We start from the raw sequence: 20759 nt of genomic DNA, 5'->3' as shown, positions 1-20759 counted from the left end.
TGCGGGACGGTCAGTAACGACTTTGTGAACGATGATTTTGATTGTTCTGCTCATCCATCATTACTATCCGCTCAATAAATCGGGGCAACTACCAGTTCAGGAACGAGTTTACGCTATTTGAGCCTTGTCACTGAGCGATTTACCCCGGATTATTGAGCGGTTACCATCATTACTACCTTTGATTTGCGTAGGAACACATAAGGTAATTTCTAGCAAGAATTTAGGAGTCAGAATTCTGTTCGATAAAGTTTTAGCTGATTAATTCACCCATTTGTGGGAGGTAATTAGTAAGCAAATAAGTATACTTTACTTATAGGACTCATATTTGATTTTTGAACAAAACTCAGTACACCTTTATTCCTTCTTCCCAATCCCCAGTCCCTTACCTTTACGAGTGATTCAGAAATCAAATCGGATTGCTATATAATCAGACCAACACAAGATGGTTTGATACAGCATTCACGCAACAGATGTATCAATCATGTTAAACCTGATATTCACTGGATGTATAAAAATAAAACCCTTGGTGCTTTCAACAGCTTTTTTTCTGGCTATACAGACTTCTGCCAATGCTGAACAACCCCTTCCTCGTTTGACTCCAGCACAAGCTCAACATTTCTCCCGCGACTTAGTACCATATAACTCTCAAGAATTTTTTAGGCAAGGAAAAAATTCGATTGAGAGAGAAATTCAAATTCTTAAGCTAAGGCAACTGCGCCCAATTAAACCTGTTCTTAAGATTAATTCACTACCGCAGATTAAAACACCACATACTCAGCAAAACCCTAATATCTTAACTAGGTAAGAATCATCGTGAGTTTATGAAACCTTAGAACCCTATGCATCCAAATCAGTATGCCCTGGTTCCTGTTTACAGAGCTTTTGTGCTTTAATATTTGCAACACAAATTTACAATATTAATCGTCTAGCAGACCCATCAACGTTTGAACTTCAACGTCTTGCGATTCTGACAATTGACCTTGTAACTTTAATAATTCATCTTGTAATGCTTCTGCTACATGGAGCATATTAGATTCTTGTGCAATTTTTAGCTGATTTTCTTTAACTTTGATTTGTTTAAGCAAGTTATTTTCAACATGAATTGAATTGTAATTTTGAGTAATCATAGTTTTATATTTTTATCAATTTACGGAACGTAATTAAATTTACCACTATGTATTATTCCACATTTTTACCATTTTTTAAATATCTACTGATTTAACAGTTATCAGTTGGGAGTCAGAGTCCCCCACACACACCATACTTGTATTTTTAGAGGCTTTTACAAAAATGGAAATCATGATATAAGATTGGTTGACTTAAAAGGAGTTGTAGACAACACATACAAGACTACACATGAGTACCGAAAAAACCTAGACTAAAGCAGCTTGCCGCAGGCTACCACAGAGGCACAGAGAAGCCAGTGCATTGCGCGGGTTCCCCGACTTGTACCCCTGCGGGGAAGCAAGCTACGCGCAGCGTCTCCCCTTTTCCCAAAGGGAGAGGCTAGCGCCTGCCGTAGGATGCCCGAAGGGCTGTAGGGACAAGCAACTGGCGCGACACGGTGAATAGTTTGAGAGAGTTTTTTTGCGTAAGTACTTACACATTAACTTGTGTGTTACTTCACCGAGTATTGCTGGATATTTTAAACAACTTTTTGTGAATTATATGAACTTAAAACTTATAAAAAGAAGGATTTTTACCTTTGTAAAAATTATATCTACAATGCTTATAACAAGCGCAATTGGATTGGAATCATGGAATATTTATGCAGCAATAACTAATACTAATTTACCAACCAGCCTTAATCCAATTTTTTGGATTGAGCGTTTTGCTATGACTAGTCATTTTATCGAAAGTATCATAGCAGCTTTTTATGCACCTTCAAGAAAAAAGATGCCCATAAAATATGCTACTTATACTTTTTTTGTAGGAACAATTGGGTTGTTAGAACTATTCTCTTCAGAAAATGACTCTTGACGGTACCCCTTTTGGATTAGGTCGGTTGGTAGGGTGTATTAACGCACCCTATGTAAGAAGGTTGTAAATTATTAAATCCACGATCGCTGGGGTTCACGAATGTAGGTGACTGGTGAATCTGACAGGCAGAAGGGAGTATAGTTTGTATAGTTAGCTTTTTGCTGAAATTTTAGTTTGACACTAAAGGATTAAAAAATGTCTACAGATACTCACATAGTTGCTTACGTTCAAGAAAGTGAATTTGATGCTGTTTTAACTGGAAGTGAAGAGAAAGTTGTTGTTGTTGATTTTACTGCTACTTGGTGTGGCCCCTGTCGCCTAGTTAGTCCGTTAATGGAGCAACTTGCTGAGGAATACAAAGGTCGCGCCAAAGTCGTTAAGGTAGATGTTGACAGCAACAAGCCAATTTTCAAAAGATTCGGTCTTCGCAGTATTCCAGCAGTTTTAATCTTTAAAGATGGTGATTTAGCAGAAACTATCGTAGGAGTTTCGCCTTACGAGCAGTTTAGCGGAGCTGTTCAGAAACTTCTTGAGGTTGTTTCAACCACTGATTCGTAATCCATAATTAATAAGGGTTTATACCCGATGCCTAATAAAGGCAGTGAGGTTTCAGGTGGTGTTTAAATTCCGCGAAGTTCCTAGCCTTGTAAGCCGACCCTCGGACTTCTCACCACTTGAAGCATGATTATCAATTATAAATTTTTAAACCTTTTCTTTTCGCCTATAATGTGCTTGGACTAAGCCAGTAGAATATTGTTTTGAGTTAATCAGCTCTAATTTTTCTTCAGGGCTAGGCGGTGGGAAAAGGCGTATACCTTCACCTAAGATGATTGGAATAGTTGAAATAATATATTCATCAATTAAGCTGTGTTGAAGAAACGAATTGATTAATGCTCCACCACCAACTAACCAGAGGTTTTGATAACCTTGAGCCTTTATATTTGCTAAGGCTGGCTCTACTGGATCAGAAACAAATGTAACGTCCTCACGGTCAGATTGGAGAGGGCGCTGGGTGAAAACGAAAGATTTTTTTTCTGGATAAGGCCATTCATCAAAACCAAGCCCTACTTCATAGGTCTTGCTACCTAACACGATCGCATCAATTGATTCGTAGAAATCAGTGTAACCATAGTCTTCACCTTCTGTATCAAGGAATGATAGCCAATCAATTCCGCCATCACTGCGAGCGATATAGCCATCCAAACTAGCTGCAATGTAGAGTGTAACTTTCGTCATTGTGCTTCTGAATTTGGTAGTTTTCACCCAATTACTTACGTTTTTTGATTGTGCGATTTAAACCGACCTGCAATAAATTCTCGCTTAGATAAATGTTTTGTACTGCGTTTGGTGACTCGCTCTCGCCACATCCGGAAACTAGATTCTTTCATTTCGCGCCTCATTAGGGCAATTACCTCTTTCTCCAACAGCCCAAACTGAGCCTCAATGGCATCAAAAGAGGTTCTATCTTCCCATGCCATTTCAATAATGCGATCGATGGTCTGTGAATCAAGGTCAGGTAGCTTCATTTCTTTGCTGGCAATTGATAAATTAGAGCTATATAATATATTTTACTTTTTGTTTTGAAGAACCGTTGTGTCTGCTGCACCCAATTGCAGGGCATACAAGTTAGCATAGACACCTTGCTGATTGATCAGTTCGGCGTGAGTACCCTGCTCTACAATTTCTCCCTGCTGAATTACTAATACCCGATCTGCCTGGGTAACTGTACTGAGGCGGTGGGCAATTACGAAGCTGGTACGACCTTGCAGCAAGCGAGCGATCGCACTCTGTACTAGCGCTTCTGTACGCGTGTCAATGCTGCTGGTTGCTTCATCAAGAATCAGTATTCGGGGATTAATCAACACCGCACGAGCAATACTGATCAGTTGTCGCTGTCCTTGACTTAGGGGTGCGCCTCGTTCACCCAATTGAGTTGTATAACCCTGTGGTAGTGAGGTAATGAACTCATGCACATTTGCTAGTTGTGCAGCAGCTTCGATATCAGCTTGAGTGGAGTAAGGAGCGCCAAAAGCAATGTTTTCAGCGACGGTGCCGGTAAACAAAATATTGTCTTGCAGAACGATGCCAATTTGTCGCCGCAGACTTGCTTGAGTAACGCTACGTACATCAATATCATCAATTTTCACTGCACCACTAGATACATCGTAGAAGCGCAAAATCAAGTTAATAATTGTACTTTTTCCCGAACCGGTCGGCCCTACTAATGCAATCATCTGCCCTGGATAAGCGTGCAAATTCACCCCTTTGAGAACCAGTTGATCTGGGTTGTAGCCAAACTTGACATTATCAAATGTCACTTCACCCTGAATAGGTGGCATTTCTGTGGCATCGGGTGCGTCATTGAGTTGTGACGGTTCATCTAGTAATAGAAAGATTCGCTCTAATCCGGCGAAGGCAGATTGAGCTTGGGTGTAAAACTGGCTGAGAATTTGGATCGGGCGGAAGAACTGCTGAACGTAAAGTAAAAAGGCTGTCACCACACCCACTGTTGCAGCTCCGGTGACTGCGAGATAGCCGCCATAAGCCAGCACAGCTGCGGTTGCTAGGGTGTTGAGAAAATCAATGGAGGGCAAAAAGGCTGAAGTAATTGCTACAGCGTCGACGTTAGCATCTCTATTGGCAGCGTTAAGAACGTCAAACTCTTGAATATTCATCTGTACACGATTAAATGCTTGTGCTTCTCGGACGCTGCCAATATCTTCTTCTAACTTGGCGGAAAGTTCCCCAATAGTTTGTCGGGTAACGCGAAATCTGGCTCTTGCCCAACGGGCAAATAAGCTTGTGGTAAAAATCATCAGTGGCACAACCAGGTTGCTCAACAAACCGAGTTGTAAGTTGATTGCGAGCATTGCAATGATGATACCTACCAAACTGAAAGTGTTGCCTAGCATTTGGGCGATCGTCAGTCCAAATGCCTGATTTACAGTATTAACATCATTCAGCAGACGGCTCATTAAATCGCCTGCTTCGCTGCGATCAAAAAAGCTAAGTGGCAGACTTTGGATTTTAGTGAAAATATCTTGCCTCAGTTGAGCCAGCAATCGCTGCATAATCCAGCCGACTCGAATAATTTGACCTCGGATTGCGAATACGCCAAGTGCGTAGTTTAGGGCTAGTAGTCCTAATAACAGCAGCAGTCCTTGCAAATTTCCTTGTGCAATTAGGTGATCAATCGACCAACCGATGAAAAATGGCCCAATTGCCTGGGTTACGGCACCAATAAATACTAATGTCAGGGCGATGGGAATTTCTTTGCGATAAAGTAGCAGGTATTGCAAAAAGCGTCCCAGAGTGGAAAGTTGCTGACTCGCTTGCTCAGATGCAACAACGGGAACTGTGCCTCTCATAAGAATTTTGGATTTTAGATTTTGGATTTTGGATTAAAAGTCTTTGCCTTGATTACCAGGCTGTAATAAGAATTTTATGCAAGACTATTTATTATGGTTTGGGATCATTTTTTCTTTCGCCTTTACTTGAGATTCCAAAATCACACCGTAGAGGGGGCTGGTTTGCATCAATTCCTCGTGAGTGCCTTGTGCTACTAATCTTCCTTTATCCATGAGAAAAATGCGATCGGCATTTTTGACGGTGCTGATGCGTTGAGCTACTACAAAAGTTGTACAAGCTTTCTGGCGCATTAAGCTATCTAGTTCGGCTTGAATCTGGGCAGCAGTTTTAGCATCTACAGCAGAGGTGCTATCGTCCAAAATCAGAATGCTGTAATCGGTTAGTAAGGTACGAGCGATCGCAATTCGTTGTTTTTGCCCACCAGACAAGCCCACGCCCCGTTCACCCACAATTGTCTCGTAGCCATCAGGTAAACTACTGATAAAATCGTGCATTTGGGCACTTTTGGCAACCTCAATCACTTCCTCTAGAGTTGCATCAGGTTTTGCATAGGCAATATTTTCGCGAATTGTGCCAGAGAAGAGGGTAGTTTCCTGAAATACAATACCGATATGCGATCTGAGGCTTTTGAGGGTGAAATCTTTTACATCTCGTCCGTCAATGCGAACTGCTCCCTTTGTGACATCGTAAAAGCGGGGAAGCAAGTTCATAATTGTGCTTTTCCCGGAACCAGTCATCCCTAAAACGGCGATTAGCTCTTTGGGCTTTGTTTCAAAGGAAACTCCTTTGAGAGTTTCAGTTGTCGCTCCTGGATAGCGAAAGCAAACATTTTCAAAGGTGATTCTACCAACACAGGTTTCAAATGGGACAGCACCGGGGCGATCGCGAATTTCTACTTCCGCATCTACAACTTCGTAGACGCGTTCGGCGGAAGCAGCTGATTGAGCGATCGCGGGTGCAGCAAATCCAATCAACAAAATTGGTTGGAGAATCAACGCTAGGTAGGAGTTAAACGCCACCAGTTCGCCAATGGAGAACCTACGCCCAATCACTTGCGCTCCCCCATAGGCGAAAACTGCCAATGTTACCAAGTTACTCACCAAAAAGATAAACGGGAAGATATTGTGGATGGCGCTAATGGTCTTCATGTTTGCCCTAACTAGACCATCATTCATGCTCGTGTAACGCGACCTTTCGGTTGATTCCCGCACAAACGCTTTTACCACCCGGATTCCAAACAAGTTCTCTTGCAATACAGCATTCAGGTCGCTTAGTTGCTCTTGTACTTGCCGAAAAATTTTGTTATTCCGAGTGATAAATTGTATCATTAACCATGCATTTAGGGGCACTGCCGTTAGCGTAATCAGTGCTAGTTGCCAGTTCATCAGCAGCAAAACCACTGATATACTCACCAATGTCACAATTGAACTGATGACCTGAATTAAACTAGTACCAACAAAGGTACGGATCTGCTCTATGTCGCTGGTGACACGGGTTAAGAGTTGGGAAGTCTGCGCCTGGTCATGATAACTGAAACTGAGATTTTGAATTTTGCTGAAAATTCTGTTTCGCAGGTCATAAGCTACACCTTGAGACGTTGCTTCTGCTAAATAGCTTTGTCCAAAGTTAAATACACCACGAGCGATCGCGGCGAGTACCAGCCAGGCGGCGCTATGTAGCACAATTTGGAGGTTTTTTTGCGTGATCCCCTGATCAATTCCCCACCGAAATAGTTGTGGAGTAACTGCGTTTGCGATCGTCAACAGCAACAGGCTCACCAATGCTCCTAGCGAAGTCCATCGGTAAGTGCTTAAACTCTTAAGCACGCGCTGCATTGACTGTATCGACGAAGTTTCCTGGAGTTCTGGTTGCTGAACCACTGGTATTCACCCCTGTATCTTTGGAAAATTATCTCCTATTTTTGATGGTAAAAAACCAATCCACCAGTAGATAATGTGGGATCTATTTGTGCTTGTAAGTCCAAAATTTGGTTCAAATTTTGGGACAACGGCATGGGAAAATACCTCTTTGGCAAGCATTGCAGCTAATCCATTAAAATAAAATACCTCAGAAAACCAAAGAACAAGATAATGGCTCAAAATTTTCATAGCAATTTCCAACTTCCATCGGACATGTCAACTGCTATCACTCGCACAGCAAAGCCAAGTTCTGAGTTCTACTCTATTTTTTCTGAGGAAGAAGTTTTAGGCATAATTCATGCATTAGAAGTCAGACGAGAAATACCTCTAAAGTATTCCTATAAAGGTAGAGGCGCAAAAATCTGGGAAGATTTTTATCGAAAATATGTTATCCCAACATGGTATCGAACCTCAAATGTAGAAATTGAGCTTTTAAAGGAAAATTTTCAATACTTGAATGACAATATTCAAGGTGGCAAAAAAGTCAATATTGTAGATGTTGGTGCAGGAAATTCATATCCAGTTAAGAATTTTATTAAAAGACTTAATCAACAAGGAAAAGTTAATAAATATATAGCTTTAGATATAAGCGAGGAATTGCTTGATGTATCCAAAAATAATTTTACAAAATGGTTTCCTCTAGTCGAGTTCATCAGTTCCACAATTGACATAGAAAATAGTTGTGTACCCAAAAATTTATTCCAAAATCAAGCTACCCTTGAAATTGACGACACAGCAAAAATATTTTTCCACTTAGGCGTTACCATTGGTAATCATCAAAATAGAGATGAGGTACTAAAAAACTTTAGAGATAGCATGGGGAAAAATGATTTTCTTGTATTTACTAATGAAACTGGTACTACCTCTAAATGGGATGGAAACGTCAGAGGTGGCTGCAAGTATCATGTAGAAGAAATATATGGATGGGTTAAAAGCAAGATTGGAATTAAATCTGAAGATTGTGAATTGGTGAGAAAGTATGATTTAAAAACAGATAGTATAGTTGCTAATATGAAACTCCACCATAATTACACTCTAAATTTCAATTGGATGGGGATAGATAAGAAGATTGAAATATCTGAAGGTGAAGAAATTACTATTTGGCGACATCATAAGTATGAAATACCTAAACTTTTGCAAGAACTAGAACGTTCTGGATTGCAACTTCTTCACTATACTATTGACAAATACAAATCACATATCATGGTGATTTGTAAGCTTGCCACTAGCTAAAGTTTTCAATTAGACTTGCTCTGATTATGTTGAGTTTCATTCCTCAACCCAACTTACGCCTGTACAAATGCATTGTGATGTGAATTAAGGAAAATAGATCGTTCTAGGCTTTTGTTAATTATCCTGCCATCGTAAATACACTCTACTGTGCCCTCATGAAAGATGTAGTTTTTAAACTTATCGATATTTGGCATTATTGTAAATTCGTAAATCCTATTAAATGTGCATCAAACGTGGTCTAACTTGAGGCACTGGACGCCCTAAATCCTTAGCCGTTTCTATCCATTCCTGCATAACTAATTCTACATTATGTAGGGCTTCTTGATAAGTATCACCGTCAGCAGCACAGCCTGGTAATTCTGGTACTTCACCAATAAAGGCTTGATCTAATTCACTCCAGTAGATAATAACTTCATAGCGAAACATCATTTTTACTTCCTAACTTATACTTGATAATTACTGCACGAACTTGTTTAATTTGATAGCTTTTGGCTTTTCCTCTCTTATGTTGCAGATTCAATATTTCCTCAACATCGGGTTTGATAAAAATACGATGATCGCCACGAATCCGCTCTTCAAAGCCTAGTTGATATAAAAGTTGCCACAGTTGGGCAAAAGGGATGTCTGTATCAGAAGTCCCAGAGAGGATCTTTTCTAAGAGTTTGTCTTGCTGACTCACGTTTTTATGGCTGTCTTAATGCTTCTATAGTCTCATATTTATTGAAAATCAGGGTATATGTAAGTGTTTACTCAAATTTATAAGTGATATAGGGAACTACAGAGGGCAAACTGTTCAGATTGCTCATATCATAATGCTGAGGTATAAATCCGTCTCAGTTAACTTAAAATATTGAGTAAGAAATATTACACGAACATGAAGAACCAAATTCTAGCCATAGCTGCCTTTTTAACCACGATTATGGCAACAACCGTACAAGCAGCAAATTCTGAACACGTTAAACAGTTATTGGCAACCAAGCAATGTCAAAACTGCAATTTGAGTAATGCAGGTTTAGTGATGGCTGACTTATCTGGAGCCAATTTGAGCGGTGCCAATCTTACAGGTGCTAACCTCAGCCGGGCAAACTTGAGTGGCGCAGATTTGCGGGGTGCAAACTTGAGTGGTGCGAGTTTATTTGGTGTTAACCTGAGCGAAGCTAAATTTAGTGGAGCAAATTTAGCGGGTGCTGATTTGAGAAATACTTATTTAGCAAATGCAGAACTGACTGGTGCTTACTTGAATGGTGCTAACTTCCAAGGTGCAGTTGGGATACCATTACAAATTGCTTCACCAGAAGAATTTTATGCTTGGGGTGTAGCAGAAGGGCAAAAAGGTAACCAACAGCAAGCAATCAGTTATTTTAATCAAGCGATCGCTATTAAACCAGAATATGCGGGTGCTTATTTAGCTCGTGGTGTCGCCCGTTACCAAATACTAGATAGACAAGGTGCATTTCAAGATGCCCAAATTGCTGAAAAATTGTTTACATCCCAAAGCAACAGCACTGGAACACTAACAGCTCAAGCTTTTATAAAAGAACTGCAAACACCTGCCAATGAAAAAGTGAGTGCTGGTAAACCCAGTTTTGTTGATTTTTTAGGAAGTCTAGGCTCAGTCTTGCTCCAGTTCTTGCCTTTTTAAGAGTGATTGAAACAACAGAGGGATAATAACAAATGACAAATGACAAATAACAAATAACAAATGACTTTATCTCAGGAATTATGGGCAGCAAATCAAGACTTAGCCCAAACTTGCCTAGAGCATCCTTTCGTTCAAGGCATTGGCGATGGTACTCTTGAGCAAGCGAAATTTGCTTACTACGTAGGGCAAGATGCTTTTTTCTTAGAAGCTTTTGCCCGTGCGTACAGTATCGCCGCAGCTAAAGCACCAGACTGGTTAGGTTTCACCACATTTCATAACTTAGCTAGTGGAGTTTTAGAAGAACTGCAACTGCATAGTGGCTATGCTTCCCAGTGGGGAGTAAATTTGCATTCTGTGGAACCAGGAGCCGCTACTCGCCACTATACTGACTTTTTGTTAGCAACTGCTTGGCGTGGAGATGTGGGTTTAACTGCTGCGGCGATGTCTCCCTGTATGCGTTTGTATGCCTTTTTGGGAGAAAAGTTAGCTGCTAATGGCATTCCTAATCATCAATATGCAGACTGGATTCGTACTTATAGCAGTGCAGATTTTCAACCACTAACACAACAATTAGAAAATTTGGTTGATAATTATGCCGTTAGCAATTCTGTTGTGCATTCAACCTATCGTTATGCGATGTTTTGCGAACGCGACTTTTTTCAGGCTGCGTGGATTTTGGAGTAAGGTAGCACAACTAGCTATGCTACCCTATGAATTTAACGAATAATAGCTGCCCCATTTGGTAAAATAAACTTAAACATTGCTCAAGATGCCTTTGCCGTTAGTTGTAGTTTGGATGGGTTGAGTAGTGGGAACCGCAACAACTGAAGGAACTTGTGAAATAGATTTTTGACTAGTACTCCGCTTGCGGCTAGAGCCGCCTGCCTTTGAATACTCCATGCTGTTTCTGCCGTAGACAGTCGCAACTCCAGTAAGCATCCTTTCAGACAGTTCTGAGAGTGTTTGCTCCATCTGAGTTATCGTCTTACGAGATTCCTCAAGATTAGACAAAAGCGTATATAGTGAGGATGAAACTTATATTTGTTAGAATATCTTTTATTACTAAAGAGAGAGAAGTTATCTGGTGGACTCTACATTTAACTGGAAACTGGAACAGACTTTACTTGAAAAAGTCATAAATCTGGCTAGTCAACGAGGACAATCTCCCGAATCAATAGTCAGTGAAGCTGTTAGGCTATATCTCGAAACCCAATTGCTAGAAACAGTTGATAATGCTGCGTCTGACCCATTAATTGGCTTATTTGCAGGAACACATGATTTGGCTACAAACTCAGAAGATATTCTCCAACAAGAGATTACTGAAAAATCTGGTTGGACGTGGAAATAACCTTAGCAGTAGCTGATACGGGTTTTGTTGTAGCATTGTTGAACCGTTCGGATGCAATGCACAGTATTGTTGCAAGAGTATATACACAACAAAAACAAATTCTGTTACCACAAACAGTGTTGGCAGAATTAGCTTATTTGGTAGGACGTAATGCAGGTATAGCGACAGTAGTAGCTTTTTTGCAAGGACTATCTGCGAGTCGATTTAGTTTAGTAGCTTTAACAGAGCAAGATGTAATTCGTGTAGCGGAAATCTTAGATGAGTATGCAGATAGTCGGATTGATTTTGTAGATGCAAGTGTTATGGCTATAGCTGAACGCTATGGGATTAAAAAAATATTTACTTTAGATCAGCGAGATTTTAGATTATATCGGCCTCAGCACTGCGATAGCTTTGAGATTTTGCCTTAAAGAAAATAATAGTTAACAAAAGAGCGATGTCTACGACGGGCTACGCCTACGCCTTACAAAAAACCTCAAAAATTAAGTGTAGACGCGTAGCGGCTTGTCGTTAGACATCGCCTGTTGTGCAAGAGTGAGTGCAATGTATACGATGGGCTATTTGAAAAGGGATACTTAACCAAAATGATGTCACTTTTAGAGTAGTTCGGCATAGACATCATCCTCAGTGTTATCCCAAATTGATGAGAGTGATGTTTGACTGGTTTGAAGCCAAAATTCAGTTTCATCATCAGGAAGCAGCGTCACTAACACTCTTGTCCCTTCCGGTAATTCCTCTGACTCCAGCAATTCGATTTTTCCTTCCCGAACAGTAGCCCAAAGCGTTTTTAGCATATCTGTTTTATGAATAGTCATGCTTTAATTTTATGCTTCGAGAGCTTATGAAGAGCGATGTCTACGACGGGCTACGCCTACGCTTTGCAGAAAACATCAAAAATTAAGCGATTACCTGTTGTGGAAGGATGTGCGATCGCCTTTCAGAAAACTTCAAAAACAATGCGATCATACTTCTTGTTACAACTCGCGTAGGCGAACTAAATTCTCCTTACTAGTCCCCAATAATCGCGTCCATTCACTTCTTAACACAGGAGTTAATGATAATCTTAAGGTGCTACTGGGTCTAAATTTGCCATGACTCTTGTTTTGTTATTCAGTTACCAAATCGCCTCAAGGTTTAAAATAAACCCCTCTAAAACATCTTCTCCTGATACCGTAACAGGCGATTCCAACACCTCAACCTCTTGACCTTGCCGATAAATCTCCACTTGCCGCGATTTCCGATTAATTAACCAACCCAAATGCACACCATTATCTATGTATTCCCTCATCTTTTCCTGAGCAACTTTCAAACTATCACTTGGCGAAAGTAACTCAATTACAAAATCAGGAGAAATGGGAGGAAACTTTTGTTTTTCTTCTTCAGTTAAAGCATCCCATCGTTCTAACTTTATCCAAGAAGCATCAGGTGAACGATCTGCACCATTAGGTAATTTAAAACAAGTAGAAGAATCAAAAGCGATGCCAGTACTATCAGTATCTGACCAATTAAATAATTGTTGATTTAGTCTACCATTACGATTTCCGGTTTCTCCCCCGGTTGGTGGCATAATAATTAATTCTCCCATAGCCGTGCGTTCAAACCTCAAATCACGGTTTGCCTGACATAGATTAAAAAACTGCTCATCTGTCAGTTCCAATACTGATTGAAGGTTGACCGTTAAAGCATTCATAGTCATATCTCGGATTGAAAAGTTAAGGCAGGCTTTATGCCTGCCCATTAATCCTAGTCTATCCCTTCAATCCGGTCTTCAACCTCTTGGTACAACTCGCGTAGACGATCTAAATTATCCTCGCTAGTCTCCCAATAACCGCGTCCATTCATCTCCAACAAAGTTGATACAATCTTGCGGAAAGAATGGGGATTAAGGTTCAACAACCGTTTCTGCATTTCTTCATCTTTGATGAAGGTTTCGTTAGTATCCTCATAAATCCAGTTATCCACAGCGCCAGCTGTCGCACTCCAACCTGTTGTATTCACCAACCGCTTGGAGAGTTCGCGCACACCTTCGTAACCGTGAGATAACATCCCCTCGTACCATTTGGGATTTAACAATTTGGTACGCGCATCCAAACGCACGGTTTCTGATAATGTCCGCACTTGGGCGTTAGCTGTGGTTGTATCTGCAATATAAGATGCTGGTTTTTTACCATCACCCCGCAGACTTGCCACAAGCTTAGTGGGATCTGAATCGAAGTAGTGGGAAACGTCCGTTAAGCTAATCTCGGAAGAATCCAAATTTTGGAAAGTTGCATCAGCAGTTTTCAAAGTACTTTCAAAAATCTGCCGGGATTCGTCCATGATTCCGGGGTTATCGGAATTGAAGGAAAAGGATTTCCGGTTGAGATACATTTCCTGCAACTCAGCTTCGCTATCCCAAGTGCTGTTTTCTACCGCCAAGTTGATATTTGACGAGTAGGAACCAGAAGCGTTGGAAAAAACGCGCGTCGCTGCTTGACGCAGATTAATCCCCATTTCTTCAGCTTGCTGCAAAGCGTGTTTGCGAACAAAGTTCATTTCTAAGGGTTCATCTGCCTCAGCTGCCATCTTCACCCCTTGGTCTAGCAGGTTCATTTGGTTGATGAACAAGTCGCGGAATACACCAGAACAGTTGATTACCACGTCAATTCTGGGTCTTCCCAACTCTTCTAGAGATATCAATTCCAACTTGTTCACTCGTCCCAAGGCATCTGGAACTGGACGCACGCCCACCATCCACATAATTTGCGCTAGGGATTCGCCATAAGTTTTGATGTTATCAGTTCCCCAAAGGACGCAGGCGATGGTTTCTGGCCATTTCCCATCATTTTCAGCCTTGTTGCGGAGCAAAAGCCTGTCTACGACAATTTTGGCTGATTGTACTGCTGCTGTTGTTGGGATGGATTGTGGATCTAAAGCATGGATATTCTTACCTGTGGGCAATACATCTGGGTTGCGGATGGGATCGCCACCAGGGCCAGGTAGGATGTACTCACCTTCCAAGCCTCTGAGTAATGCTCCCAGTTCGTTATCGGCACAAACTTGTTGCAGGCAGAATTCCAAATACTCAAGTAGGGGTTTTAAGGCTGCGGTGTCAACTTTGGGATAACCTGATTTATGCAATGATTCTACCCAAGGCTCCTTTTTACCCATGTTGAAGAAATTCAACCGGGAAACTAGAGAAACTCGTCCTTCAGCATCGATTTGCTCTTGGACAAGGGCGGTAACTGCTGCGCGGGTTGCCAAGGTGATATCTTGCAATAACTGGACATCTTCTAAAATGCCTCGGTCGTTATTTTGGTAAATATCGTCAATATTACGCCCAATGCTGTTGGCGATAATTCCCGGCAAGCCTTGAAGTCCTTCTTCTTGACGATCTAAGCTGGCGATGTTGACGAGAGTTGCGATCGCTTCTTCTGCACTTGGTGGTTTCCCAATAACGTGCAAACCACAAGGCAACAACCGTGATTCGATTTCCATCAACTTGCGGTAGACGTTGCCAACAATATTATCCCGCTCATCGGTACTCATGTCTCTGGCATCGGTTTCTGGCAGGTTGATATCCTTATCCAGATTCACGATCCGGCATTTATCCATGATGCTGTTGACAATGGAAACACCGCGTCCACTATCTTTTAAGGTTTGGTAGGAAGCAATTAACTCGCTGAGTTCCTTCAAACCTTTGTACAAACCAGCATTTTCTGCCGGCGGTGTCAAGTAAGAAATGGTTTCGGCATAACTCCGACGTTTGGCAATTGTCGCCTCACTCGGATTATTCGCTGCGTAGTAATACAAGTTGGGAATTGAGCCAATCAAGTTATCTGGATAACAATCACCAGACATCCCCATCTGTTTACCTGGCATGAATTCCAAGGAACCATGTGTACCAAAGTGCAGTACAGCATCAGCTTTCCAAACTTGCTCTAGGTAAGTGTAGTAAGCAGCAAAACCGTGGTGAGGACTAGCTGAACGAGAGAACAACAGCCGCATCGGATCGCCTTCGTAGCCAAATGTGGGTTGCACACCGATGAAGACGTTACCAAATTGCTTACCATATATCAGCAGGTTTTGCCCATCGCTGTTGAGATGTCCGGGAGGTGGGCCCCAGTTTTCCTCTAGGCGTTGAGAGTAGGGGGTAAGTGCCTCATACTCAGGAACCGACATTTTGTAAGCAATGTTAAGTTCTGGGCTGTTGTACTGCGCTTGGGCGTCATGGATGACTTCTTGCATCAACGCTTCTGCGGATTCTGGCAATTCTGGTAAGTCGTAGCCGTTATTTTTCATTGCTCTCATCACCTCGTAGATGGAGCCGAAAACATCCAAGTAAGCGGCGGTTCCTACGTTGCCTTTATCTGGCGGGAAACTGAAAACGGTGATGGCGACTTTTTTCTCCAGCTTCGGTTTGCGGCGGAGGTTAGCCCATTTTAAGGCGCGTTCGGCTACCGCTTCAACCCGATCGCGCAGTGCGATCGCTTTCCCTGTAGTCCCATCTCTACCAGATAATATAATTGGCTCAATTGCGCCATCCAATTCAGGAATCGCAATTTGCAAAGCTACTTGAATAGGATGTAACCCTAAATCGCTATCCATCCACTCTTCTGTGGTTTGGAATACTAAGGGTAACGCCACCATGTAAGGACGATTTAAGCGTTTGAGCGCCTCAATTGCCTTGGGATGATCTTGTCTGGCTGGGCCACCAACTAAAGCAAAACCAGTCAGCGATATTACTGCATCTACCAACTGTGTGTTGGTATTTGGTTCATAGAAGTAAGCTTCAACAGGCTTGGAGAAATCCAAACCACCAGCAAACACAGGTAGTACCCGTGCGCCTAGTGCTTCTAACTCTTGCACCATTGCTACATAATGGGCATCATCGCCTGTAACTAGGTGAGTACGTTGCAATACTAACCCGACACAGGGAGCTAAAGGATCTTTGAGATCGCTAGAAATATCCTTACGAGCTGTGTACCAATTAAGGTACTCTCTCACATCTTCAAACATACTGGGAGCCAAAGGATGCCAAATCCCTAAATCGGGATAAACAACCGGCTGTTCGTATGTAGAAGGTGCAAAATCTTGTTTTTCTAAACCTTTAAATACGTATTTATCAGCTAGCATCAGCAAGAAGTTTTCCAGATTTTCTGGAGAACCACCTAGCCAATACTGAAAACTGAGCATGAAATTTCGGGCATCCTGTGCCTTTTCCATTGGTAAAAACTTCAGCACTTGCGGCAGGGTTCGCAAAAGCTTCAGCATCCCATCTTGGAATCCCGCACCGGATTTTTCTTTGCGTTTCCGCATGAATTGCGCGATCGCACTTTTTGACTGACCCAACTGTGCCAAGGAAAAGCTACCCATTTTACTCAGGCGCATTACCTCTGGCATTGAGGGAAAGACAACGGAAACGTCCAGATGATCGCGGTGTGGTTCTACTGCTGCTACTACTTTCTGTGCTAAGTCTTCGATGAAAATGAGGGAAGCGATGAAGATATTCGCACTCTCAATTTCTCGTTTGAACTCCTCATAGTTCTCTGGGTCGCGGAGTTCCTCTATCAAGTACCCACTGATTTCAATCGCCAAGTTGGGATTGTTCGCGTTAATCGTGCGAACCGCTTGCGACAAAGCACTCTGGTACTGGGACTCAAGCACGACATAGACCACCTTGATTAAACTACGTCCGCGTAAGTTATCAGGCGCAATGTGTCTAATGGTGGACTTGACGTGTGTGAACATGCTTCTTCGGCTCCTTTGATGCGTGTTCTCTCTGTAAGTTCCTAGCGGCATTATCAGCCACAGGTAACTTTGTGATTTTTAGGCAATATGTGTTTTTTATCAGAAAACGCTTGCCCAGTGGGCATTTTATCGTGTATCTGACACAAATCGATATAAAAAACGAAATATTTCTTTGTAATTGTTGACTATGTTTAAAAGTATCCACTCACATATTTGTAAATTTTTCGCAATACTTATTTTTAATAGTTAAATAGCTATTTAGCGATTTTAAGCCATTTAAAAAATAAAACTTGCCTATGCTGACTAAATTATTATGCTGACTAAATATTTTTTAGTTCCTTATCTGCCATCAGGGATAATGGTAAGATTACATAAAAAAATTAAAGTCTGATGAAAAGTTAGAAAATTGGCGAAATATTTCTGAATAGCTCGATGATGCGGGGTATAAGAATCAGTTGATAAAAGTTTCAGGCTTAGATTTATCGCCTGATAAAGCAGTTGTTAATATAACTAATATAAATATTTAAAATAATCAGATAGTATTTTTGATTAGTACGAAAATTCCAACTTCTCAATATTTAGATTCTTTTAAAGATAAATTAAATAATTTAAAATTTAGATAATTATAAAAGCAATTAGTATTAATTTTCTGCCTTAGTCAGACCATGCTAGATAAGCAAACAGGGTGAAAATGAACTATAAAATTTTTCGTCATGCACAGATAGAGATGGAGCGAAGAAATATACCTCAAGCTTTAGTTGAATCTGTTCTTAATGCTCCTGGGCAAGTAGTCTCAGAAAAGTAAGGCAGAAAAGTCTACCAGTCAAAAATTGACTTTGGTAGTGGGAAAATATTCTTGCTGCGCGTTATCGTAGTAGATGATATTGACCCAGCAGTTGTAATAACCGTATATAAAACTAGTAAGATTGAAAAATACTGGAGAGAAATATGAAAATTACCTATGATCCAAAAGTAGATATATTAAGAATTATATTGAGTGATGTACCTATAGAAGATAGTGACGAAGAAAAGCCAGGGGTAATTTTAGATTACGATGAAGACGGAAATATTATCGGGCTAGAAATATTAGATGCTTCCAAAAAAAATCGATAATCCACGTTCCCTAGAGTATTCGATTTCTACATAATTGATATGTATTGTATTAGATTACAGCTTTTCTTGCCCTTTGAGCGATCACGAACTTGTTGAATGTACGATTAACTAATGACTCAAGTAGATATTCTCATCCTTTCAAATGGCCCAGGTGAAGTAACAACTTGGGTGCGTCCAGTAGTGAAGGCGTTGCGGCAAGAATTAGGGAATGACCCTTCTGTAGTAAGGATTTCTGTGGTATTATCACCTTGCTCAAATGCTAGTGGAAAAGAAGCTGCGATCGCACTTTCTTACCCAGAAGTAGATAGAGTACAGCCAGCAGAGCATTTTTGGCAATTTTTGCTTTGGGGTAAAACCTTTGAGAATTGGGACTGGAGAAGTCACGGTGTAGTTGTTTTCCTCGGTGGCGATCAAATTTTCCCCGTAGTCATAGGCAAAAAACTCGGATATCGCACAGTAGTTTACGCTGAATGGTCAGCCCGTTGGCATAACTGGATTGATCGCTTTGGCGTGATGAAACCTGAAGTTGCTGCGGGTGTACCCCAGAAATATGCTCACAAATTCACCGTTGTCGGTGATTTGATGGTAGAAACACAAGAACAAGTCAGGACTGCCTACTCCCTACTCCCTATTCCCCACTCTCCAATCATTGGTTTACTCCCTGGTTCAAAAGCCGCAAAATTAGCCCAAGGAGTACCATTAGGTTTAGGCATTGCTGAATACGTTCATGCAAAAAGACCTCAAACTAAATTTGTGATTCCTCTAGCCCCAACTTTGGATTTACAAACTTTAGCTAGTTTTGCCGATCCCCAAAAGAACTCCATAGCTGAAACATTTGGCTTTGGCGGCGCTTCTTTAGTTGTCCCAAAGGATTCTACAGCCAAGCCATTTCTCAAAACAACAACAGGCTTAACTGTGGAACTGTGGCAAGAAAACCCTGCATATCATTTATTATCCCAATGCTGCATCTGCTTAACTACAGTGGGGGCAAACACTGCCGAACTTGGTGCTTTGGGAGTGCCAATGATTGTTTTACTGCCAACCCAGCAACTTGATGCTATGCGTGCTTGGGATGGTTTACCTGGGTTGTTGGCAAATATGCCAGGGGTAGGTACATCCTTTGCAAATGTGATTAATTGGTTATTCCTGAGATTTGTGAGACGCAAAGGTTTATTAGCATGGCCAAATATCTGGGCACAAGAAGAGATAGTGCCAGAACTTATGGGTAAACTTCAACCGCAAGAAATTGGAGAAATGGTTATAGACTTATTAGCCCATCCAGAAAAATTGGACGATATCCGCGCTAAACTCCGTAAAATTCGTGGCGAAAGCGGTGCAGCCCAAAAGATAGCACAGATTGTTGGTGAGGAAATTGGGAAGTAAAAGGAGTGCGAAACAATTCAAAATTATTCCTTCACTTTTTTCTCTACCTAATCGGAAGATTCTCCATCCCTACGCCCAAGTTCATAAATGCCAGCGCCCATACAAGCTAATATACCTGTACTAATTCCCCAACTTTCACCTAAACTAATTTCCAAAACCCAGTTACATAAAGCACCAACTAGCAAAAAAGGCACAATGCTAAATAATGAAGCGTAGAAAGAGTTTTGGGATTCTCTGGCTTTACGAGTCTTTTCAAATTCTGACTGGCTGGTATAAAGCGATCGCTCGGCAAAGTTAAACCAGCGATTGAGTTGCTCGATTACCCATTCATTAACTTGGGAAAAACCTAGATATAGTGCCAATGACCACAAACTCGCTCCGGCGATCGCGATCGTGTCTAACTCAAAGCGGAAAGGCAAAATTTCAGTCAGCATTGCTTATGGGAGTCCTGCAAAGGGTTGACTTTAGCTTTTAGTAGATGCTAAATAAACCTCTTGTGCAATTTTAAGCATAAAGGCTAACCAGATTTCAACTACTTGGCAGATATCTTGCTCTTGATTACCAAATTACAGCGCTTCCGGCTATTATGCAATACAGTTTTTCTCCTTGCCCTCTCCTATCAAAGCTTTCAGATTTGAGGATGTACCTCATAGCTGCCGTAAGTGCTGTAAGATTACATCGCCAGGTGTAGGGGAAAGGCAGCCCCCATTGGTGTCAGCTTAAGGTAAAAGCTATGTCGCGCAAGGAACTTCAGTTCCTTGCTAATAGCGAAAGTCATCTTAAGATGACTAAATAAAATCTTTAGTCTACTTAAGTAGACTTTAAGTATTAGCCTTGAACTTTAGTTCGAGGCGGGTGAGTCAGCCAAGCCAACAGTTAAGCTATTTCTAGGCTTTTGTTGACACGTATGGGCACTGCCGTACCCCTACGGGTGTACCTCACTTTCCAAAACCAAGGTTTTCAAGAATTAATTAAAGGGAAAATTTGCCAAAGATGGATTGTGTTACAAAAAAAGCAGGAGTATTCTAGTGTGGAAATTGAA

At 41.3% G+C, this 20759-nt stretch carries 25 protein-coding genes; 12 read left to right on the top strand and 13 right to left on the bottom strand.

Annotation, left to right across the window (positions count from 1 at the left end):
* Window positions 1–124: 124 nt before the first annotated feature.
* A complete protein-coding gene (locus tag VE944_RS03980) occupies window positions 125–262 on the top strand; it encodes a hypothetical protein (protein ID WP_324972602.1) in 138 nt (45 codons plus the stop codon).
* Window positions 263–481: 219 nt separating this feature from the next.
* Window positions 482–805: a hypothetical protein gene (locus tag VE944_RS03975; RefSeq protein WP_324972599.1), complete on the top strand. Its 324-nt coding sequence runs from the start codon at window positions 482–484 to the stop codon at window positions 803–805.
* Window positions 806–917: 112 nt separating this feature from the next.
* Here VE944_RS03975 and VE944_RS03970 read toward each other — a convergent pair whose 3' ends face one another.
* Complete coding sequence (locus VE944_RS03970; RefSeq protein ID WP_324972597.1) at window positions 918–1127, bottom strand: hypothetical protein; 210 nt, start codon at window positions 1125–1127, stop codon at window positions 918–920.
* Between the two features lie 541 nt (window positions 1128–1668).
* On the opposite strand from VE944_RS03970, the gene VE944_RS03965 reads away from it, so the two are divergent.
* The gene (locus tag VE944_RS03965) at window positions 1669–1980 is read left to right on the top strand and encodes a hypothetical protein (RefSeq protein ID WP_229552085.1); all 312 of its coding nucleotides are present in this window, start codon (window positions 1669–1671) and stop codon (window positions 1978–1980) included.
* Between the two features lie 195 nt (window positions 1981–2175).
* Complete coding sequence (gene trxA, locus VE944_RS03960; RefSeq protein ID WP_324972594.1) at window positions 2176–2538, top strand: thioredoxin; 363 nt, start codon at window positions 2176–2178, stop codon at window positions 2536–2538.
* Between the two features lie 144 nt (window positions 2539–2682).
* Here the strand turns inward: trxA and VE944_RS03955 are convergent, their stop codons facing one another.
* The 5 genes from VE944_RS03955 to VE944_RS03935 all read right to left on the bottom strand — a co-directional run bounded on the left by VE944_RS03955 (window position 2683) and on the right by VE944_RS03935 (window position 7457).
* Entirely contained in the window at window positions 2683–3216 is a 534-nt protein-coding gene (locus tag VE944_RS03955) for a dihydrofolate reductase family protein (RefSeq protein WP_324972591.1), read from the bottom strand.
* A 35-nt stretch (window positions 3217–3251) separates the two neighbouring features.
* Window positions 3252–3506 (bottom strand): TIGR03643 family protein, encoded by a 255-nt coding sequence (locus VE944_RS03950; protein WP_229552009.1) that lies wholly within the window; start codon window positions 3504–3506, stop codon window positions 3252–3254.
* Window positions 3507–3548: 42 nt separating this feature from the next.
* Complete coding sequence (locus tag VE944_RS03945; protein ID WP_324972587.1) at window positions 3549–5348, bottom strand: ABC transporter ATP-binding protein; 1800 nt, start codon at window positions 5346–5348, stop codon at window positions 3549–3551.
* 84 nt (window positions 5349–5432) lie between these two features.
* Window positions 5433–7229, bottom strand: coding sequence for an ABC transporter ATP-binding protein (locus tag VE944_RS03940; RefSeq protein ID WP_324972584.1), 1797 nt, complete (start codon window positions 7227–7229; stop codon window positions 5433–5435).
* A 6-nt stretch (window positions 7230–7235) separates the two neighbouring features.
* Entirely contained in the window at window positions 7236–7457 is a 222-nt protein-coding gene (locus VE944_RS03935) for a hypothetical protein (protein ID WP_324972581.1), read from the bottom strand.
* On the opposite strand from VE944_RS03935, the gene VE944_RS03930 reads away from it, so the two are divergent.
* Window positions 7440–8501 (top strand): L-histidine N(alpha)-methyltransferase, encoded by a 1062-nt coding sequence (locus VE944_RS03930; RefSeq protein WP_414690096.1) that lies wholly within the window; start codon window positions 7440–7442, stop codon window positions 8499–8501. The genes VE944_RS03935 and VE944_RS03930 overlap by 18 nt on opposite strands.
* A 216-nt stretch (window positions 8502–8717) precedes the next feature.
* Here the strand turns inward: VE944_RS03930 and VE944_RS03925 are convergent, their stop codons facing one another.
* Together VE944_RS03925 and VE944_RS03920 are read right to left on the bottom strand one after the other, a co-directional pair.
* The gene (locus VE944_RS03925; protein WP_324972576.1) at window positions 8718–8930 is read right to left on the bottom strand and encodes a type II toxin-antitoxin system HicB family antitoxin; all 213 of its coding nucleotides are present in this window, start codon (window positions 8928–8930) and stop codon (window positions 8718–8720) included.
* Window positions 8914–9180, bottom strand: coding sequence for a type II toxin-antitoxin system HicA family toxin (locus VE944_RS03920; RefSeq protein ID WP_324972574.1), 267 nt, complete (start codon window positions 9178–9180; stop codon window positions 8914–8916). Before VE944_RS03920 ends, VE944_RS03925 begins: the two co-directional genes overlap by 17 nt.
* A gap of 195 nt (window positions 9181–9375) precedes the next feature.
* Between VE944_RS03920 and VE944_RS03915 the strand changes: the two genes are divergently transcribed.
* A complete protein-coding gene (locus VE944_RS03915) occupies window positions 9376–10143 on the top strand; it encodes a pentapeptide repeat-containing protein (protein WP_324972571.1) in 768 nt (255 codons plus the stop codon).
* Window positions 10144–10203: 60 nt separating this feature from the next.
* Window positions 10204–10827, top strand: coding sequence for a TenA family protein (locus VE944_RS03910; protein ID WP_324972567.1), 624 nt, complete (start codon window positions 10204–10206; stop codon window positions 10825–10827).
* 69 nt (window positions 10828–10896) lie between these two features.
* Here VE944_RS03910 and VE944_RS03905 read toward each other — a convergent pair whose 3' ends face one another.
* On the bottom strand, window positions 10897–11154 hold the full coding sequence (locus VE944_RS03905) for a hypothetical protein (RefSeq protein WP_324972565.1): 258 nt from the start codon (window positions 11152–11154) through the stop codon (window positions 10897–10899).
* 73 nt (window positions 11155–11227) lie between these two features.
* Between VE944_RS03905 and VE944_RS03900 the strand changes: the two genes are divergently transcribed.
* Together VE944_RS03900 and VE944_RS03895 are read left to right on the top strand one after the other, a co-directional pair.
* Window positions 11228–11491 carry a hypothetical protein gene (locus VE944_RS03900; protein WP_324972562.1) on the top strand — a complete coding sequence of 88 codons (264 nt, stop codon included), beginning with the start codon at window positions 11228–11230 and terminating at the stop codon, window positions 11489–11491.
* Complete coding sequence (locus VE944_RS03895; protein ID WP_324972560.1) at window positions 11482–11901, top strand: type II toxin-antitoxin system VapC family toxin; 420 nt, start codon at window positions 11482–11484, stop codon at window positions 11899–11901. The genes VE944_RS03900 and VE944_RS03895 overlap by 10 nt, the downstream gene beginning before the upstream one ends.
* A 186-nt stretch (window positions 11902–12087) precedes the next feature.
* Here VE944_RS03895 and VE944_RS03890 read toward each other — a convergent pair whose 3' ends face one another.
* A complete protein-coding gene (locus VE944_RS03890) occupies window positions 12088–12306 on the bottom strand; it encodes a hypothetical protein (protein WP_324972557.1) in 219 nt (72 codons plus the stop codon).
* 36 nt (window positions 12307–12342) lie between these two features.
* On the opposite strand from VE944_RS03890, the gene VE944_RS03885 reads away from it, so the two are divergent.
* Window positions 12343–12480, top strand: coding sequence for a hypothetical protein (locus VE944_RS03885; protein ID WP_324972555.1), 138 nt, complete (start codon window positions 12343–12345; stop codon window positions 12478–12480).
* A gap of 125 nt (window positions 12481–12605) precedes the next feature.
* Here VE944_RS03885 and VE944_RS03880 read toward each other — a convergent pair whose 3' ends face one another.
* Window positions 12606–13181, bottom strand: a complete 576-nt coding sequence (locus VE944_RS03880) for a Uma2 family endonuclease (protein ID WP_324972553.1) — start codon at window positions 13179–13181, stop codon at window positions 12606–12608.
* Between the two features lie 53 nt (window positions 13182–13234).
* On the bottom strand, window positions 13235–17221 hold the full coding sequence (locus tag VE944_RS03875; RefSeq protein WP_324972550.1) for a magnesium chelatase subunit H: 3987 nt from the start codon (window positions 17219–17221) through the stop codon (window positions 13235–13237).
* Window positions 17222–18169: 948 nt separating this feature from the next.
* On the opposite strand from VE944_RS03875, the gene VE944_RS03870 reads away from it, so the two are divergent.
* Together VE944_RS03870 and VE944_RS03865 are read left to right on the top strand one after the other, a co-directional pair.
* Complete coding sequence (locus VE944_RS03870) at window positions 18170–18334, top strand: DUF2283 domain-containing protein (RefSeq protein WP_324972547.1); 165 nt, start codon at window positions 18170–18172, stop codon at window positions 18332–18334.
* Between the two features lie 111 nt (window positions 18335–18445).
* Window positions 18446–19717, top strand: coding sequence for a glycosyltransferase family protein (locus VE944_RS03865; protein WP_324972544.1), 1272 nt, complete (start codon window positions 18446–18448; stop codon window positions 19715–19717).
* Between the two features lie 47 nt (window positions 19718–19764).
* Here VE944_RS03865 and VE944_RS03860 read toward each other — a convergent pair whose 3' ends face one another.
* Entirely contained in the window at window positions 19765–20151 is a 387-nt protein-coding gene (locus VE944_RS03860) for a hypothetical protein (RefSeq protein WP_324972541.1), read from the bottom strand.
* Window positions 20152–20759: the final 608 nt, after the last annotated feature.

This window comes from Nostoc sp., assembly GCF_035638895.1.
In the GTDB taxonomy this organism is placed as follows: domain Bacteria; phylum Cyanobacteriota; class Cyanobacteriia; order Cyanobacteriales; family Nostocaceae; genus Nostoc.
This window is presented reverse-complemented; position numbering and strand designations above follow the sequence as displayed.

Excerpts from the sequence above, each read along its gene's own strand:
- VE944_RS03975 (WP_324972599.1), top strand. The coding sequence starts at position 482 with ATGTTAAACCTGATATTCACTGGATGTATAAAAATAAAACCCTTGGTG.
- VE944_RS03970 (WP_324972597.1), bottom strand. The coding sequence starts at position 1,127 with ATGATTACTCAAAATTACAATTCAATTCATGTTGAAAATAACTTGCTT.
- VE944_RS03965 (WP_229552085.1), top strand. The coding sequence starts at position 1,669 with ATGAACTTAAAACTTATAAAAAGAAGGATTTTTACCTTTGTAAAAATT.
- trxA (WP_324972594.1), top strand. The coding sequence starts at position 2,176 with ATGTCTACAGATACTCACATAGTTGCTTACGTTCAAGAAAGTGAATTT.
- VE944_RS03955 (WP_324972591.1), bottom strand. The coding sequence starts at position 3,216 with ATGACGAAAGTTACACTCTACATTGCAGCTAGTTTGGATGGCTATATC.
- VE944_RS03950 (WP_229552009.1), bottom strand. The coding sequence starts at position 3,506 with ATGAAGCTACCTGACCTTGATTCACAGACCATCGATCGCATTATTGAA.
- VE944_RS03945 (WP_324972587.1), bottom strand. The coding sequence starts at position 5,348 with ATGAGAGGCACAGTTCCCGTTGTTGCATCTGAGCAAGCGAGTCAGCAA.
- VE944_RS03930 (WP_414690096.1), top strand. The coding sequence starts at position 7,440 with ATGGCTCAAAATTTTCATAGCAATTTCCAACTTCCATCGGACATGTCA.
- VE944_RS03935 (WP_324972581.1), bottom strand. The coding sequence starts at position 7,457 with ATGAAAATTTTGAGCCATTATCTTGTTCTTTGGTTTTCTGAGGTATTT.
- VE944_RS03925 (WP_324972576.1), bottom strand. The coding sequence starts at position 8,930 with ATGATGTTTCGCTATGAAGTTATTATCTACTGGAGTGAATTAGATCAA.
- VE944_RS03915 (WP_324972571.1), top strand. The coding sequence starts at position 9,376 with ATGAAGAACCAAATTCTAGCCATAGCTGCCTTTTTAACCACGATTATG.
- VE944_RS03910 (WP_324972567.1), top strand. The coding sequence starts at position 10,204 with ATGACTTTATCTCAGGAATTATGGGCAGCAAATCAAGACTTAGCCCAA.
- VE944_RS03890 (WP_324972557.1), bottom strand. The coding sequence starts at position 12,306 with ATGACTATTCATAAAACAGATATGCTAAAAACGCTTTGGGCTACTGTT.
- VE944_RS03885 (WP_324972555.1), top strand. The coding sequence starts at position 12,343 with ATGTCTACGACGGGCTACGCCTACGCTTTGCAGAAAACATCAAAAATT.
- VE944_RS03880 (WP_324972553.1), bottom strand. The coding sequence starts at position 13,181 with ATGAATGCTTTAACGGTCAACCTTCAATCAGTATTGGAACTGACAGAT.
- VE944_RS03875 (WP_324972550.1), bottom strand. The coding sequence starts at position 17,221 with ATGTTCACACACGTCAAGTCCACCATTAGACACATTGCGCCTGATAAC.
- VE944_RS03870 (WP_324972547.1), top strand. The coding sequence starts at position 18,170 with ATGAAAATTACCTATGATCCAAAAGTAGATATATTAAGAATTATATTG.
- VE944_RS03865 (WP_324972544.1), top strand. The coding sequence starts at position 18,446 with ATGACTCAAGTAGATATTCTCATCCTTTCAAATGGCCCAGGTGAAGTA.
- VE944_RS03860 (WP_324972541.1), bottom strand. The coding sequence starts at position 20,151 with ATGCTGACTGAAATTTTGCCTTTCCGCTTTGAGTTAGACACGATCGCG.